Genomic DNA, 16,171 nt, shown 5'->3' with positions numbered 1-16,171 from the left:
ATTGATCCTGGGTGATTAACAATTTACTCGTTGATGAATTTCCGGCAAAAGTTGCACACCGGATTCAAAGTCAACCATGCGGCACATCAGGTAAAACAGGTATGTCGTAGTGAGCCAGTTAGTAAATTCTTGTTTGGAACCGAGGTGTCGTTCCATATTGATCATGATCCAACCAACCTGCGCCCAAGTTTGGTAACAGGTTGAGCAATCCTGACTATCACCTGTGCAACAACGCCGAGTTGATTTCAGATCGGGATTGTAAGCGCGATAATGGGGGTTATAACGTTTACCATTTTTAATCCGGTTTTGATTAATTTCATGATCCACAGTGAGACTGGTGCAAACCTCATAACCCCAAGTTTCATCGTACAGTTGCCGCGTGGTAAATACGTTGCTCATGTACGATGTCATTAAAATTTTGTCGGGGTAGCGAGCGATCGCTTTGTCAATTTCACGTCGCACATCTGCAAACCCCTGATTGTGATCGTAAACTCCTCCTAAGTCAATGCGATCGCTGTAAAAGTTAAACAAGACGCGATTACCGTTGGCTACGCACTGCTCAACAACGCTAGCGATTTCATGGGCGTTACCCGGTGTGGTAGTGTAATGCCAAATAGCACGCGGATCGTCTTTGTAATTTTTTAAAGCTTTGCTGAAAACATCAAGTTTGCCACCTCCCCGGAGTGTCTTGTCAGTTTCATGATCGCCCCAAAGAGAAATAGCGATCGGCATTGTTTCAAATCCCTCATAAGGGATTTTGATGACGGCGTTGGTCACAACCATTAACCGAAAATTCTGGTAAAGCTTCTGCAATCGATTTAACATCAAGCTGGGTTCTCCCCCAACCACTGTAATAAAATTTGTTCCTCTGGCTTTTTCCTGTGCAATAAATGTATCAAATTCGGCTTCATCGTTGGGTGCTTTGAATTGATCCAACTCATCTAAAAAGAAATAACATCCCTGACACCGAAGATTGCACGCATGAGTTAAGTCAACTGATATACCTCTAATTTGTTCAGCTTTTCTGATTTGTTTAAAAAGGTAATTTAAAAACGGATCTTCCAAGTATTCCATTAATGAATCTTGGACATCGATATCGACAACTTGAGTAACCATTTCCACCTGCTTTTATAAAAATGATTGGGGACTGTGTAAAGAGCAGAAAATCGTCCTTGCTTCAATCCCACGTTTTTAAGCGTGGGTTCCTCCTGCCTCCTTCACCATCGCCCTTTTATTGCGTAACTTTAACTTCTTGAGCAGCTTCGTCTTTAAACTTGGCGAACAGTTCCACCAAGTCATTGATTGTCTTAAAGCTAGAAACTTCTGTTCTGGGAATTTTTATTTTGAGTTCTCGCATACAAGCAGAAACAATTTCTACGCCGTCAAGACTACTGGCTCCATATTCTCCGATTGTTTTATGCGGATCTATTTCAACATTTTCCAGTCCATCTACGTTGAGCTTGATATGTTTAATTACGACATTTAATACTTGCTCTCGATCCATGATATCTTGTCTCCTATATTGAAAATCAAAAAACAAAATCTAGGCTAAATAGGCCGCTTCGATGTGTGCTAAGGTACCTGGAATTCCAAAACAGATTTTGTGCATTAGGTGTTCGCGGGACAGTGCTGCTTGGAGAACTTGACGCCGGGGTAGAGACAGGGTGTCTTTCACCATCTCCAGAACATGTCTGGGTTTTTCGGCAATTCTCCGTGCCATATCCAAGGTTAAAGTCATAACTTCCTCAGATGGAACTATGTAGTTAAATAAACCTTTTTCCTTGAGTTCTTTGCCCTTGTATAGCTTGGCGGTGAGGAGCATCTCGCTAGCAAAGTGGTGTCCAACCATTGCTGGTAAGACAGATAAGATACCCATTCCAGGAGTAAATCCCAAATCTGTAAAATTAACTCCGTACCGACTGTTTTCGGATGCGATCAGAATATCGCAGTAGAGCGCTAACGCTATGCCACCTCCCACAGCATGACCCTGTAAAGCTGCAATAATTGGTACTGGAAAACTCAGCAGTCGATCGGGCAGTGATAAATCTTTGACATCTGCATTGCCATTGACAACTTGTTTAATTACGTCTAAGGTTGCTCCCGCGCAGAAGACATCCGCTCGCCCACTTAAAATCAGCACCTTAAGGGCGGGTTCTGTCGCTAGATGAGTGAGGGCTGCGATCATTTCATCACACAGTTCTTCACTCAAACGATTTTCGTTGTCAGGATCGTCTATTTTGAGTTGAAAGATGCCATCTTCCGGGTTGGCGAGCAAAATTTTAGACATGGATTTTTCCCCTGTACTTTTCAAACCAGGGTGGCGAGAATCCCTCGGTGAAACTTTGAATTCCTTCTAAGACATCAGATTGTGCTAACCATGAAACAAGTTGGTTAAGGGCAATATTGGTTTGTCGCTGTAAATCTGAACCATAAAGTTGTTCAAAATATTGTTTACTTGCAGCGATCGCTTCGGGAGAAGAGCGAAACAGCCGTTGTAATTGTCGGTTCAAGGTAGCAGCCATACCTTCAGTCGCCACTTCATCCACTAACCCAAATGCCTTGGCTTCTAGGGTGTCGATTCCCCGACTACTGAGGGTTAAATACTTAAGCTGTGCTATGGTCAGACGACGGAGTAAGAAGGGTGCAATTAGAGCAGGAATCATGCCAATAATCACTTCTGGCAACATAAATATTGTGTTCTCGTTGGCAATGACCAGATCGCAAGCCGCAACTAAACCCAGTCCTCCACCTGTAACATTACCTTCAACACAGGCGATTACAGGCAAGTGGGAATGACAAATTAATTGCAGACAATCTATAAAGGCTTGAAACAGTTCTATTTGAGGTCTTCCTCCCTGCTGTAATATCCATTCCAAATCAAGTCCTTTGCAGAAGTCAGTTTCCTGAGCCGAAAGCACGATCGCCCGACAAGATGAATCAGCGATTGCAGCTTGTAATGCTTGACTAAGTTGATTAATCAGGGATGGATTGAGTGCATTACCTGTTTGGGGTTGCACCAAAGCAATCTGGGCAACTCCTGAATCGATTTTATATCGGACGGCCTCTACTATTAACTCCATTTATATTGCCTATAGTAATTTTCAACATTGCTTAACACAAGTAAACCTTGGCCTCGATAGCGTTTTTCATAGGGTTCATCTAAATAGTTTTCTAAGTTAAAGTCCCGGCGATCGCTATATTTTTCACGGGTCAACTCGCTAGCTTCATAATCTGCAACAGATAAACGAAGTCGCTGATTAAGATGTTCGTCAATGTTGAGCGAGCGGACAATTTCAGTTGCAGCCTTTCCAATGGTGGCGCTGTAGAATTCTGCTTGGCAACCACCACCATAAGCAAACAGGGAAATGCGATCGCCCGGATTCAGATCCTTGGCATAATTTAAAAGACTTAACAAACAAATAAAATTGGAACCTCCATAGGAACTACCAATTTGTTGAGCAAAATGTATACTCTCTGCAACTTTTGATTGAAAACTTAACTTAGCAGCCGCTTTCCCTACCGCCTCCAATCGGTTGAGTATGGTGCGATGTGCCTGAAACGTCATTGCTGGGAAGGGTGCATGATAAATGTGTTTTTTGAAATCAGCATCATAGTCTACAGAACCCACGATTTGCTCGTAGTGACTGAATGCTCCCTCCAAAGCATCTAAATAAGAGTAAAGACTCGTTTCACTTTTGATCACTTCGGTGTTGAAAGTGGGGCGCAGGTAGTCAGAAATCTCCTTTGTCCAGTAACCCGCCTTATCCAGTTCAATTTCGAGAATTTGTGGATTAGTACTAACGAGCATCGCCACTGCACCACCTCCGCAGATAAACTCCTGGTCAGTATTGAGTGTCACGCTGCTGAAGTCCGTGTTAATTACCAATGCTTTTTTCCCAGGTCTAGCCCCTGAAGCTACCCACGAAGCTGCCATTTTGAATGCCGCAGTGCCACCGTAACAAGCATGTTTCACCTCGAAGTTACGGCAATTAGGAGACAAATTACAAAACCGATGTACCCAGGTGGACAGGGATTTGCCACAATCAACCGCAGATTCAGTACCCACAATTAGTAGTTCAATGTCTTCCAGGTCTTGAGGTGATAAGAGTTGTTTGGCTGCATTCACCGCCAGAGTAATAGCATCTTCATAGACTGGATAAACCGATCGCGTTTTGCACATTAAACTATCGGCAATGTGCTGGAAGTTTTTACCACGCGCTTCGGCAAGATCGGCAATATCTAGATAGAACTGCCCTGAATACAAATTGAGTTTCTCGATTCCTATAGGCATAGAGTGTCAGTTATAAGCTGTGCATTACTATTTAACTTCTAAAATTTACGTGAAAATTCTCTGAAACTCTTATTCCTCGGTGTCCTCTGCGTCCTCTGTGGTTCGATTTTTCCTTACCTCTGCGTAAGCCCTAATCCCAAAAGAATCATTCCAACAGCGTTGGCGCTGGAAAGGATAAGTGGGCAGAGCAACTCGTTGTCTGGGAGAATCTCTATGAAATTCTGACCAATTAATGTTTATACCCTTCTTGTATAAGGTAGCTAGGCTGTCAAGCAGCGATCGCCAGTCATCGTGCCCTTGTCTTAAAGAAGACAACCAAGTACCAGTGTTTTTAAGTAGACAGCGCTTACCCATACTTGCCAGAGTATCTGTTGGCCCAATTTCCAGGAAAATTTCATACCCTGCCTCTGCTAAGGTCTGGATACCTCCATCGAAACGCACAGGCGATCGCAGTTGAGAGCGCCAGTAGTTAGTATCTAATATTCCTGGCTCGAATTCTCCCGAAAGATGAGAGATAAACGGTAGACAAGGGGAATGAAACTCCATTTTCCTCAAAGTCTGTTCAAAGGCATTTTGGATGGGGTCTACTAAGGGTGAGTGAAACGCGTGGGCAATATTCAGTTCGCGAGTCATAATGAAATCCGATTCCAGACGGGCGATTGCTGCTGAAACCGCTTGTCTATCGCCCGCAATCACAGTTTGGCTAGGGCCGTTAAAGGCAGCAATGGCAACAGCATCCTGGTAGGATGCGATCGCCTCCTCTACAATCTCCTTAGCTGCAAACACCGCCACCATTTGCCCTTCTCTGGGCTGCGTTGCCATCAGTCGTCCCGGTTCGGCACTCAAGTACAGTCCTTCCTCCAAGCTGAATACACCTGTCACGCAAGCCGCTACATACTCTCCGACGCTATGACCCATCACCGCATCGGGTTCAATGCCCCATGACTCCCACAATTTCACTAAGGCATACTCTACGGCAAATAGAGCAGGTTGGGCGTAGGCAGTTTCATCTAGAAGATAAGGCGCTAAGTTTTTTTCGCCTAACTCTGGATACATTACTTCCAGCAGTGGCCGATCCAAATAAGAGCGTAAGATGCGATCGCAATCGTCTAAGGCGGCACGGAAAATAGGTTGGGTGTTGTAGAGTTCCCATCCCATACCAATGTATTGCGAACCCTGTCCAGTGAAGAGAAATGCAATCTTTGGGCGATTATCTGGCTGTGGCTGTCCTGTTGTCTGTTTGCTAGTGGCGAATGTCTTCAGTTGGGAGATTAAATGGGGTAAATCGCCTGATGAAATGATGGCATGACGATGGTTAAAATGTGACCGACCAATATTAGTTGTGAAACAGATATCGGGAATCGATTGAGCGGCGTAGTTTTCTAAACTATCTGCATAGCAACTTGCTAGTTCCCGTAACGCTGTCTCAGTTTTTGCCGAAAGCGTCAACAGATGCCAAGCTTCTTTCTTTTGACCTTTGACTTTTGACTTTTGACTTTCTACTGGTGCTGCTTCCAGTACTATATGAGCATTGGTACCGCCAAAGCCAAAAGAATTAACGCCAGCAAACCGAGGCTTGATATCTATCGGACGATCGATTGTAGGAATCAAGAATGGTGTTGACTTGATGTCAATATGGGGATTGATGGTTTTGAAATGGGGATGAGGGGGAATTTCTCCTTGTTGCAAACAGAGGACAGTTTTGATGAATGCGGCAATCCCACCAGCGGCTTCTAGGTTGCCAATATTAGTTTTCACAGAACCGAGTCCGCAGGGTTGGTCAAGGGTTCGTCCCTGTCCTAGTACCCCCAAGATTGCTTGTAGCTCAATGGCATCCCCCATTGGAGTACCCGTACCATGTGCCTCAACATAGTCAATTTCATGGGGTGCTACCCTCGCATTTGCCAGTGCTTGCCGAATCACTGCTTGTTGAGCCAACCTATTTGGTGCTGTTAGTCCAACACTGCGGCCGTTGTGATTCACGGCGGTTCCCCGCAGTAACGCTAGAATGCGATCGCCATCTTTGACTGCATCTGAAAGACGCTTCAGGATAACTACCCCACATCCTTCTCCACGGACGTAGCCATCGGCTGTAGCATCAAAGCTTTTGCAACGTCCATCAGATGACATCATGCCAGCCTGGGAAAAGGTGACATTGACCTCCGGTAACAACATAATATTCACGCCGCCTACCAATGCGAGATTTGACTCTTGGTGTCGCAGACTTTGGCAAGCGGTATGAATGGCAACCAGGGACGATGAACAAGCAGTATCGATTGTGACGCTAGGGCCTCGCACATCTAAAAAGTAGGACAGGCGATTTGCCGCCATACTATTGGCAATACCTGTGCCGGCTCTAGTGGGAATTGCGGTCATGGCTTTGTAATAATCACAAGTGGCAATTCCCACAAACACACCAGTCTGAGAACCAGCCAGTTGTAAGGGGTCATATCCAGCGTTTTCTAATGCCTCCCAACTTACTTCTAATAGCAGCCGTTGTTGGGGGTCAATAGTCGCTGCTTCGCTCGTGGAAATTCCGAAAAAGGCAGGATCGAATTGATTGATATTTGCTAAAAAGCCACCCCAACGGGTGTTAGTTTTGTCATAACTACTTAAATCAGGATCGTAGTAAGCATCTACATCCCAGCGATCGCCAGGAACTTCGGCGATCGCATCACCACCATTTTTGCATAACAGCCATAACTCCTCTGGGGAGTTAACTCCTCCAGGAAAGCGGCAACCAATACCGATGACTGCAATGGATTCAGTTGCAGCATATTCGAGGGTATTGAGCTTTGCTTGGAGGGCTGATAGTTCCAGCAATGCGTTCTGCATCAATTGTCCATAATCTCTGGTTTCTGAAGAACGACTCATAGCAGTTTTCCCTCTCTGATTGATGCTAGTTTTGCAGCCAGCAAATCTGCAATTTCGTCAAGCGATTGGTCAGGCGATGATAATCTCACTCTCTTTTCTTCTAATGATGATTCTTCCAGTAAGGCTTGTTGCTGGAAACTCTCTGAGTTAGAGGCAGCCTCCTGCGCTGATTCTTTTGGATCTAAGAGGGACAAAACTTGCGTTTCCAGATAATTTGCCAACGCTGCTACCGTGGGATAATCAAATAGTATGGTTGGGGAAAGCGAACAGCCTAAACTATTTTGCAATTGGTCTTTCAACTCCGTAGCAGTTAATGAATCCATCCCTAATTCAAAGAAACCTTGCTGCAAACCGATGGACTGGGGTTGCTTTAAGCCTAAAACTTTGGCTACTAATGAGCGGACATGAGCTACTAATTCCTCCTGTCGCACTCGTACAGGCTTGGTTATTAGCGATTGGAGATATGTTGATTGTGCCGTGTTGATGGTGGCAGCAATGGGCGATGGAAGATGATTGTGGTTAACAGGGTTATTGGTACTGATGCTCTGAGCCAGGATGACAACCTGTTGGAATGAATCACCGACTTGGGAATCAGGCGCAAGATGCACAGCCCCTTGAAATCCACAATCAGACAACAATTCCAGCCAGTCAGACACTCCTAACAAAGGGTAGAATGGTCGCAACTCGTAGTCTGAGAATTTCCACCACCCTGGCGTTAATCCAAAGACCAAATCTAACCAGCGTCGGGGACTTGTTCCCTCCAGCAACACTAATAATCCTCCTGGTGCTAATAGGCTGCGAACGTGACGTAAGGTTTGCTGTAAATCCTCGGTTGCGTGCAGAACATTTGCTGTCACAATGATGTCGTATTGATAGTTAGTAAATCCCTGAGATTGGGGGTCTTGTTCAATGTCTAAGGATTGATAGCGGACAAATGGGTAATCTCGGAATTTCTCTTGAGCCTTGGAAGTGAACCACGTTCCTAAGTCTGTGAACACATATTCAGTTCGATCTGCTGGGAGATGAGGTAGGAGGTAAGCAGTTGTTCCGCCAGTTCCGGCTCCAATTTCCAAAATGCGTACTGTAGCAGTGGAAATCGCGGTGGAGATTGCCTTTTGGACTAGCGCGTTCATCACCTTTGCGCCGGGGGAATCCTGGTAAAGCTGGGTTAATGCTGTCAAATCGCCTTGGGGAAATAGCAACTCCAGTGGGCGAGTTTCACCTTGGAGTACTTGAGCCAGGTGCGAACCGCAACGCTCTAGCAGTGTCAGTTCTGCATTTGCTTGGGGATATTGCGATCGCAGTTTATGTAGTTGCGCTTCTGGTGTCGGTAACTCTAGTATTCGAGTTACTTCCCACTGATTACCAATTCGCTGAAGAATTCCTTCTTCAACCAGCATTTCCAACAGGCGCAAAGCGAGTTTCTGATGTTGCTTGATGACTCCTAGTTTGGTGAGTTGGGGGATGGAATAGCGATCGCCTAGTTGCAAATTCCACCCCATCTGCCGGAATGCCGCCACCACATAAAGGATACTTAGTGATTCCAAAGTACTTAGGGCTTCCCCATAGTTTTTTAGACTCAGTTGGGTTGTCAATTCAGCCAACTGGGGCATAAGCAAACGCTTGATTTCTGCTGGCGAACAGAGCGATTCTCTAGCAGTCACGTCACTAGATGCAGTTTCCATCCAGAAGCGCGATCGCTCAAAGGGATAATTGGGCAACACTACGCGACGATGTTGAAAGCCATGATGAAAGCCTACCCAATCGATGGATATTCCAGACTCGTACAAAGTTGCCAAACTGGACAACATCTGCTGTGAATTTGATTCCTTTTTGAGGCTGGCAAGCCAGATATTCTCCCTACCGGGTAAGCACTGGCGACCCATTCCCAATAAAATCGGTTGCGGTCCTACTTCCAAATACGCTAAGGCTCCCAGTTCTGCTAGAGTTGCCATTCCATCAGCAAACCGGACTGGCTGCATCACATGTTGCACCCAATATTCAGGCGTGGCGATCTCTGCTTTTGCCAGTTGACCTGTGAGATTAGAAATAAAACGAATATCGGGGTTTGCTGGACAGTAGTTTACTTGCTGGACAATTTGCTCAAACTCCGCCAGCATGGGTTGCATCAACGGCGAATGAAAAGCATGGGAAACCTCAAGTGGTTTTGTCTTCACTCCCTTTGCTTCTAACCTAGCCACAGCCGATGTAATAGATTGAGATCCACCTGAGATGATCAGATGTGCGCCGTTCATTGCTGCGATCGCCACATCTGAATATTCATCGATGATGGTCGATACTTGTTGCGATTCAGCAAACACCGCTACCATTGCTCCCACAGGCGGTAATGCTTGCATTAGTCTGCCCCGTGCGGCAATCAACTTCAGTCCATCTTCCAGACTGAACACTCCTGCAACAGTTGCGGCAACATACTCGCCGATACTGTGTCCCATCACCACACTTGGTTTGATTCCCCAAGACTGCCATAGCTCACACAATGCATATTCCAGAGCAAATAAAGCAGGTTGGGTATATGCGGTTTCATTAATATAGGCTTGAGTTGGGTTGTCTAACTCACTCACTGGATATAGAACTTCTAATAGAGGCTGGTTTAAATTGGGCTGCAAGATTTCAGCGCAGCGTTCTATGGCTTGCCGGAAAATGGGTTGCGTGTTGTAAAGTTCCCGCCCCATACCGATATATTGCGAACCTTGGCCAGTGAACAGGAAAGCAACTCCTTGGCAACGATCGCCTGTTCTGGAAGGGGAGTCATCAATGAACGCTGCAAGTTCCTCCCGAAGTTGCTCGGAAGATTCTGCAACCAAAGCTAGCCGATGGTCAAAATGCGATCGCCCGACATTGCTCGTATAACAAATATCCCCTAGAGATACTTCTGAATGAAACTCCAAAAATGCCACATACCGCCGAGCTAATTCCCGTAACGCTATTTCACTTTTTGCCGAAAGCATCAGCACAGATTTGAGTTGTAAATTTACTCCCTTGCTCCCCTGCCCCCCTGCTCCCCCTGCCCCCCTACTCTCTTCCGGCGCTTCCTCCAGAACAACATGGGCATTAGTACCGCCGAAGCCAAAGGAACTTACTCCTGCAAAACGTTGCTCCCCAACACCAGACCACTTCTGAGTCTCGCTGGGAATTGAAAAAGGCGTGTCTTGGATGGTAATCTTCGGATTTAGCTGCTGGAGATGAAGCGTACCGGGAATCTCTTCATGTTGCAAAGCCAGTACAACTTTAATTAACCCTGCAATTCCCGCCGCTGATTCTAAATGACCGATATTAGTCTTTACTGAACCGATCGCACAAGGTTGTTTTGGGGAACGACCTGACATCAACACTGATTGCAAAGAATTAACTTCAATCGGGTCGCCCAAAGCTGTACCTGTCCCGTGAGCCTCAACATAGCTAATGGCTGCGGGTGCGACTCCAGCATTCACAAGCGCCTGATGGATAACGGCTTGTTGGGCAATTCCTCTAGGAGCAGTCAGTCCATTGCTGTGACCATCCTGATTGACTGCCGATCCGCGAATCAGCGCCAGGATATTATCCCCATCTTTGATAGCATCAGTAAAACGCTTCAGCACTACGATTCCACAACCTTCTCCCCGGACATAACCATCTGCATCTGCATCAAAGGTCTTACAGCGACCATCCCCCGACATGAATCTTGCTTGAGAGAGGGCGATTGTCATTTGAGGGGTGAGAATTAAATTAACACCACCTGCCAAAGCCAAGTCACATTCCCTTAACCGTAAACTCTGACAAGCCTGGTGAACTGCAACCAGAGATGAAGAACAGGCAGTATCAACTGCCCAACTGGGCCCATGCCAATCGAACTGATAGGATAGGCGGTTAGCAGCAATGCTCAGAGCGTTGCCTGTACTAGCATAGACATCAATATCAGACAATCGATCGAACTGAAATCTAGCATAGTCATTGGTACTGATGCCGATAAATACACCACTGTTGCTGCCTGTCAAGCGATCGCTTGCTAATCCAGCATTTTCTAAAGCCTGCCAACTCACTTCTAGTAACAGCCTTTGCTGCGGGTCCATCCGCTCGGCTTCTCGGGGAGAAATACAAAAAAACTGGGGGTCGAATTGGTCAACTTGCTCGATAAATCCACCCCAACGAGTACTCATTTTGCCCGGTTGAGCGGGGATGGGGTTGTAGAAAAGATGAGAATCCCAACGATTGGCTGGAATTTGGTCGATGGCACTTTTACCATTTCGTAGTAATTGCCAAAAGGCTTCTGGGTTATTAGCTCCGGGAAAGCGGCAGTCAAGACCAATAATCGCGATCGCCTCGACAGATTTGAGATTTTGTCTGGGTTCTGGAGATTCTCGCTGTTGGGATAAAGTTTCTGTGAGATAGGCTGATAGAGTTGCGATCGTCGGGTAATCGTAAGCCAAAGTAGGCAATAACTTACAACCTAACCAATCCTCTAAATCTGCCGAGAGGCTGACTGCGGCAATAGAATCTAACCCATAGTAGGAAAATGATTCACGCGGATCTATTGAATGCGGTGCAATGTTTTGTCGCTGAGAAATCTGATTTACCAACCAAGCTTGAATTTCCGCCGCTCCCTTTTCTCCTGACTTGCGACTTCTCAACGAAGAGGCAGGGGGCAGGGGGCAGGGAGCGGGGGGAAATGACCCCTGACTCCTGCCGTGTAGCGGAGCGGAACATGTTCTTACGTCCCCGACTTCTATTAAGTGGTTCTCGTTCAGGTGGGGTTGAATCCCTTTCTGTTCCTTCTCCCCTGCTCCCTGCTCCCTGCTCCCTTGCCTCTTGTTCAATTCTCCCTGCTCCCCTGCCTTCCTCCACTGTCCCACCACTTCCAAAGTACCCGCCAAAAATCCTGCACGGGTGGCATAGCGCTGAATCTTCCCACTGGAAGTCTTGGGGATACTGGCTGGCTTCAACAGCAAGACAGCATAAACTTCTAACTCGTGCTGTCTTGTGACTGCTTGTCGGAGGCAGCCTATTACTTCGCTTGCATCAAGCTTGCGTAGAGCAGTTCGCTCGACTTCACACACCACAACGAGTTGTTCTTCACCGTCTACCTCGATCGCAAATGCAGCTGCTCCCTGCGATTGCAAAGCCGAATGACTATTTGTGGCTGTGAGTTCAATGTCTTGAGGATAATGATTGTGTCCTCGAATAATAATTAAATCCTTGAGTCTTCCGGTGATAAATAGCTCGTCGTCTTGTAAAAAGCCTAAGTCTCCTGTGCGGAGAAACGGGCCTTCCCCTGTGTCTGCTAAATAAGCTCCAAAAGTGGATTTTGTTTCCTCTGGTTGCTGCCAATAGCCTTGGGTGATACTCGCTCCCGCTACCCAAATCTCGCCGACTTCATCCGCTAAACATCGCGTCAACAATTCCGGATGAACGATCGCAATTTGGGTATCGCCCTGCTTGCTATTGCCGCATCCAACTAAAAGCCGCGAGTTGAAATCCTCTACTGTTGCCAGCACTACCCGATTCTGTGTCAATGCGGTTGACTCTACCCTAATAATTATCGGCTGAGTTTGTGCCTCTACGGTTGTCACTTTCAGCGTTGCCTCAGCTAGCCCGTATGCCGGACAAAAAGCTGTTTCTTGAAACCCACAGGAGGCAAATGCTTTGGCAAACCGTTGGAGCGTTTCTCCTTTAACTGGCTCGGCACCATTGGAAGCTACCTGCCAAGAACTGAGATTTAGGCTAGCACGTTGTTCTGGGGTAATCTTCCGGACGCATAGTTCATAGGCAAAGTTGGGGGCGCTACTATGGGTTGCCTGATAGCGGGAAATAGCTTGCAGCCAGCGAATCGGACGCCCAATAAAGGACACAGGTGCCATGATATAGCTAGGAAAGCCGTAGTACAAAGGTTGCAGGACTCCATAAATTAACCCCATATCGTGAAAGAAGGGAATCCACGTCACCATCACGCTATTAGCTGTGTGATTCCAGCCTTGGTCAATGTAGGCTAAATTGTGCAGCAGATTGCTGTGGCTGACCATCACTCCTTTAGGCATTCCCGTAGAACCGGAGGTGTATTGCAGAAACGCTAAAGTATTTCCATTGATATTAGGTGCTTGCCATTTGTGTGCGTAGGCGTAGCCCGTCGTAGACATCGCATCAGAAATCGCATCGCTGGCCAACACTTTTAGAGATGCTAATTCTGGATTGTTTGCAAAGTAGTTCTTAACAAGCGGCAACCATGCTGTTGTTGTCAGTATCGCAGTTGCTTGGGCGTCGGAAACGATCGCACCCAACCTAGCAATCGACTGATTTTGCCGAGGGGGATAAGCAGGAATCGCGATCAGACCAGCATATAAGCACCCGAAAAAGGCAGTAATAAATTCTAAACCAGGTGAGTAGAGAAGGAGTACCCGATCGCCTGGCTTTGCAAATGTTTGCAAGTAGGTAGCGATCGCTCTTGCCAGTTTATCCAATGCTCCATAAGTGAGTCTACTTCCTTCAGATTCACCATCTACCAAAAAGGTATAGCCTAGCGTCTGAGGTTGCTGAATAGCTCTGTAGTGCAATACGTCTACTAGCGTCTCACTAGTATGTTGTTCTTCCATCCATGACTACTCCTAAAACCTGGAAATTTTTCAGATCGCTAATCTCTAGCACATTGACAAACAAAGACAACATCCGCAATTAAAATCTTATCAGACTGATGGCTTTAATCAGTCTGATAAACTTTTGGATCTCCGAAAAATCTTGATTTTATTCAGAATACCAAGATTTAACGCTTCACCCACAAATCTTATAAATTCTCAACTATTTAAGGGATGACTTTCATATCAAAATAACTTAATAGTTATCGCAGGAGACTTGTAGAATTTATATCTAATTAGCAGATGCATTCAATTCAGTGAAGTAATTGCCGTGCTGAATCTTACCCCTAATAAAGCGACAGGTCTATATTATGATCCAACAATCTTATGAAGAGAATGGCATAGCAGAAAAACATCAACAGCTAATTGAGGAACTGAAGTCCCTGCGGCGAGAGGTAGCTGAATTAAAAACAGAAAAAGCTGCTTTCCAAGCTCAAAAAAAGCTGCTGGAGCATTCAGTAGCGACAATTATTCGCGCTTCATCTGAAGAAGAGATGTTGAAAGCTACTTTACAAGACACGTTAGATGTTTGTAGTCAGCTTACTGGTGCCCAGAAAGGCAGTCTGTTTTTACTCGATCGCCAGGGTGCTGTCACCGATAGTATCCTCACCCAAAGGGAGACAGCACTAGCGGAGCGCGATCGCCTGATTGGTTGTGTTTTAGCACAGGGGCTTGCTGGTTGGGTATACAGGCAGCGCCAGGTAGGATTGATCGTAGACACTGAGACCGACGATCGTTGGTTGCAGTTGCCCAATCAGCCTTACACTGTACGTTCAGCATTAGCTGTTCCCATTCTCAGGAATGAAGAGGTGTTAGGCATTCTTACCTTGCTACACCAAGAACCGGGGCACTTTAGCCCAGAAATTGCCCATCTGATGCAGCTCACTGCTGACCAAATCGCTATAGTTTTAGAAAATGCCCAGCTCTATGGGAAAATTGAAACCTATTCCAAAGCGCTCAACTACGAATTAGAAAAAGGGCGGCAAATCCAGAGAGATTTTCTACCCAACGAAATCCCACAGCTACCTAATTTAGAGATTGCCACGTTTTTCTCTCCTGCCCGCCAAGTAGCTGGTGACTTCTACGACGTTTTCATGCTACCTGGTGACTACTTGGGGCTAGTTATTGCTGATGTCGCCGACAAAGGTGTAGGTGCTGCGTTGTTTATGGCTTTGTTCCGTAGCCTAATCCGTATTTTTTCTGGACAAATTAGTTTGGGCGGACTCTCTATTATTGCCAATGAGGCGGAATTATCGATTTTGCTTGAGTCAGAGATGGCGACCAATTTATACCAAATTAACCCCCTGAAAGCGGTAGCACTCACGAATAACTACATCGCCCAGCAGCACGCGCAGATGAGTATGTTTGCCACGCTGTTTTTTGGCGTGCTAGATCCGGCAACTGGCATTCTCACCTATATCAATGGTGGACACGAAACTCTGTTTATTGTCGGCGACACTGGTATTAAAGCCAGTCTCAACTCAACCGGGCCAGCGGTAGGGATGATGCCTAATATGAAATTTAAAATTCAACAAGTACAGTTGGAACCAGGCGATATCTTAATTGGCTATACCGATGGGGTAACTGAGGCACGCAGCCCCAGCGGTCAGTTCTTTACTGAAAAGCGACTGCGATCGCTCCTAGATCAATCTGCGCTTTTGCCATCTCCCCTGCTAGAGCGCATTACAACTAATTTGTTCGCTCACATCAGCAACGCACCTCAGTTTGATGACATCACAATGCTGATTGTGCAGAGAAAGGCATCAGACTAAAATTTCAACCTTTCACTCACTCCCAATCCGTAAAATATGGAACCTTTAACTGTGCCTGGAACACTGGACTCTTTAAAGGCGATCACAGAATATGTGATGGCAGCAGCAATGGTAGCAGGTTTGAATAAAAAAACCTCCTATAGACTGCGTTTGGCGGTCGATGAAATCGCTACAAACATCATTAATTACGGCTATAAGGCAGCAAGTCGCGAAGGCATATTGATTTTAAAAGCCGATCTTGACGATCGCTCCTTGACGATTGCGATTAAAGATACTGGTGTTCCCTTCAATCCTACCCAGAAGTTAGCTCCAAATGATTTGAACAAGTTGCTACAGCAACGACAGATTGGCGGTTTGGGAGTTTATCTAGCTCTTAACAGCGTAGATCGGTTTATTTACAAACAAGACGGAAACCAAAATTGCAATATTTTAATTGTCAATCGTGACGATGGATTGGGAACCAAGTAAGCTTGCCCGGAGGTTCGGGTTATTTGTGCTGTAATCTCAGTACCGATTGCTTAGGGCTACTACAAAGCCCCGCCCTTTAGGGCTGGGGTTAGCTTACTTGTTACAAATGGTCACGAAGTTAGTGACTACGAAAAAATTTCATG

Annotated in this window: 9 protein-coding genes; 2 read left to right on the top strand and 7 right to left on the bottom strand. The window is 46.1% G+C overall.

Translation table 11 applies throughout. The features are described from left to right. Positions 1-15: 15 nt before the first annotated feature. The 7 genes from V7K67_RS31135 to V7K67_RS31105 form a co-directional block, all read right to left on the bottom strand. Positions 16-1,116 carry a radical SAM protein gene (locus V7K67_RS31135; RefSeq protein WP_334733167.1) on the bottom strand — a complete coding sequence of 367 codons (1,101 nt, stop codon included), beginning with the start codon at positions 1,114-1,116 and terminating at the stop codon, positions 16-18. Positions 1,117-1,231: 115 nt separating this feature from the next. Then, entirely contained in the window at positions 1,232-1,504 is a 273-nt protein-coding gene (locus V7K67_RS31130; RefSeq protein ID WP_334705517.1) for a phosphopantetheine-binding protein, read from the bottom strand. A gap of 39 nt (positions 1,505-1,543) precedes the next feature. Next, positions 1,544-2,287: a polyketide synthase gene (locus tag V7K67_RS31125; protein ID WP_334733141.1), complete on the bottom strand. Its 744-nt coding sequence runs from the start codon at positions 2,285-2,287 to the stop codon at positions 1,544-1,546. Beyond that, positions 2,280-3,080, bottom strand: a complete 801-nt coding sequence (locus V7K67_RS31120) for an enoyl-CoA hydratase/isomerase family protein (RefSeq protein WP_335169895.1) — start codon at positions 3,078-3,080, stop codon at positions 2,280-2,282. Before V7K67_RS31120 ends, V7K67_RS31125 begins: the two co-directional genes overlap by 8 nt. Further along, positions 3,071-4,291, bottom strand: coding sequence for a hydroxymethylglutaryl-CoA synthase family protein (locus tag V7K67_RS31115; protein ID WP_334733139.1), 1,221 nt, complete (start codon positions 4,289-4,291; stop codon positions 3,071-3,073). The genes V7K67_RS31120 and V7K67_RS31115 overlap by 10 nt, the downstream gene beginning before the upstream one ends. 69 nt (positions 4,292-4,360) lie before the next feature. Beyond that, the gene (locus V7K67_RS31110; RefSeq protein ID WP_335169893.1) at positions 4,361-7,165 is read right to left on the bottom strand and encodes a type I polyketide synthase; all 2,805 of its coding nucleotides are present in this window, start codon (positions 7,163-7,165) and stop codon (positions 4,361-4,363) included. Beyond that, positions 7,162-13,749 (bottom strand): beta-ketoacyl synthase N-terminal-like domain-containing protein, encoded by a 6,588-nt coding sequence (locus V7K67_RS31105; RefSeq protein ID WP_335169891.1) that lies wholly within the window; start codon positions 13,747-13,749, stop codon positions 7,162-7,164. The genes V7K67_RS31110 and V7K67_RS31105 overlap by 4 nt, the downstream gene beginning before the upstream one ends. Before the next feature lie 350 nt (positions 13,750-14,099). Between V7K67_RS31105 and V7K67_RS31100 the strand changes: the two genes are divergently transcribed. Continuing rightward, complete coding sequence (locus V7K67_RS31100) at positions 14,100-15,560, top strand: PP2C family protein-serine/threonine phosphatase (protein WP_334733136.1); 1,461 nt, start codon at positions 14,100-14,102, stop codon at positions 15,558-15,560. Between the two features lie 36 nt (positions 15,561-15,596). Continuing rightward, positions 15,597-16,028, top strand: a complete 432-nt coding sequence (locus V7K67_RS31095; protein WP_334733135.1) for an ATP-binding protein — start codon at positions 15,597-15,599, stop codon at positions 16,026-16,028. The last annotated feature ends 143 nt before the right edge of the window (positions 16,029-16,171 follow it).

Source organism: Nostoc sp. (genome assembly GCF_036917155.1).
GTDB lineage: Bacteria > Cyanobacteriota > Cyanobacteriia > Cyanobacteriales > Nostocaceae > Nostoc.
This window is presented reverse-complemented; position numbering and strand designations above follow the sequence as displayed.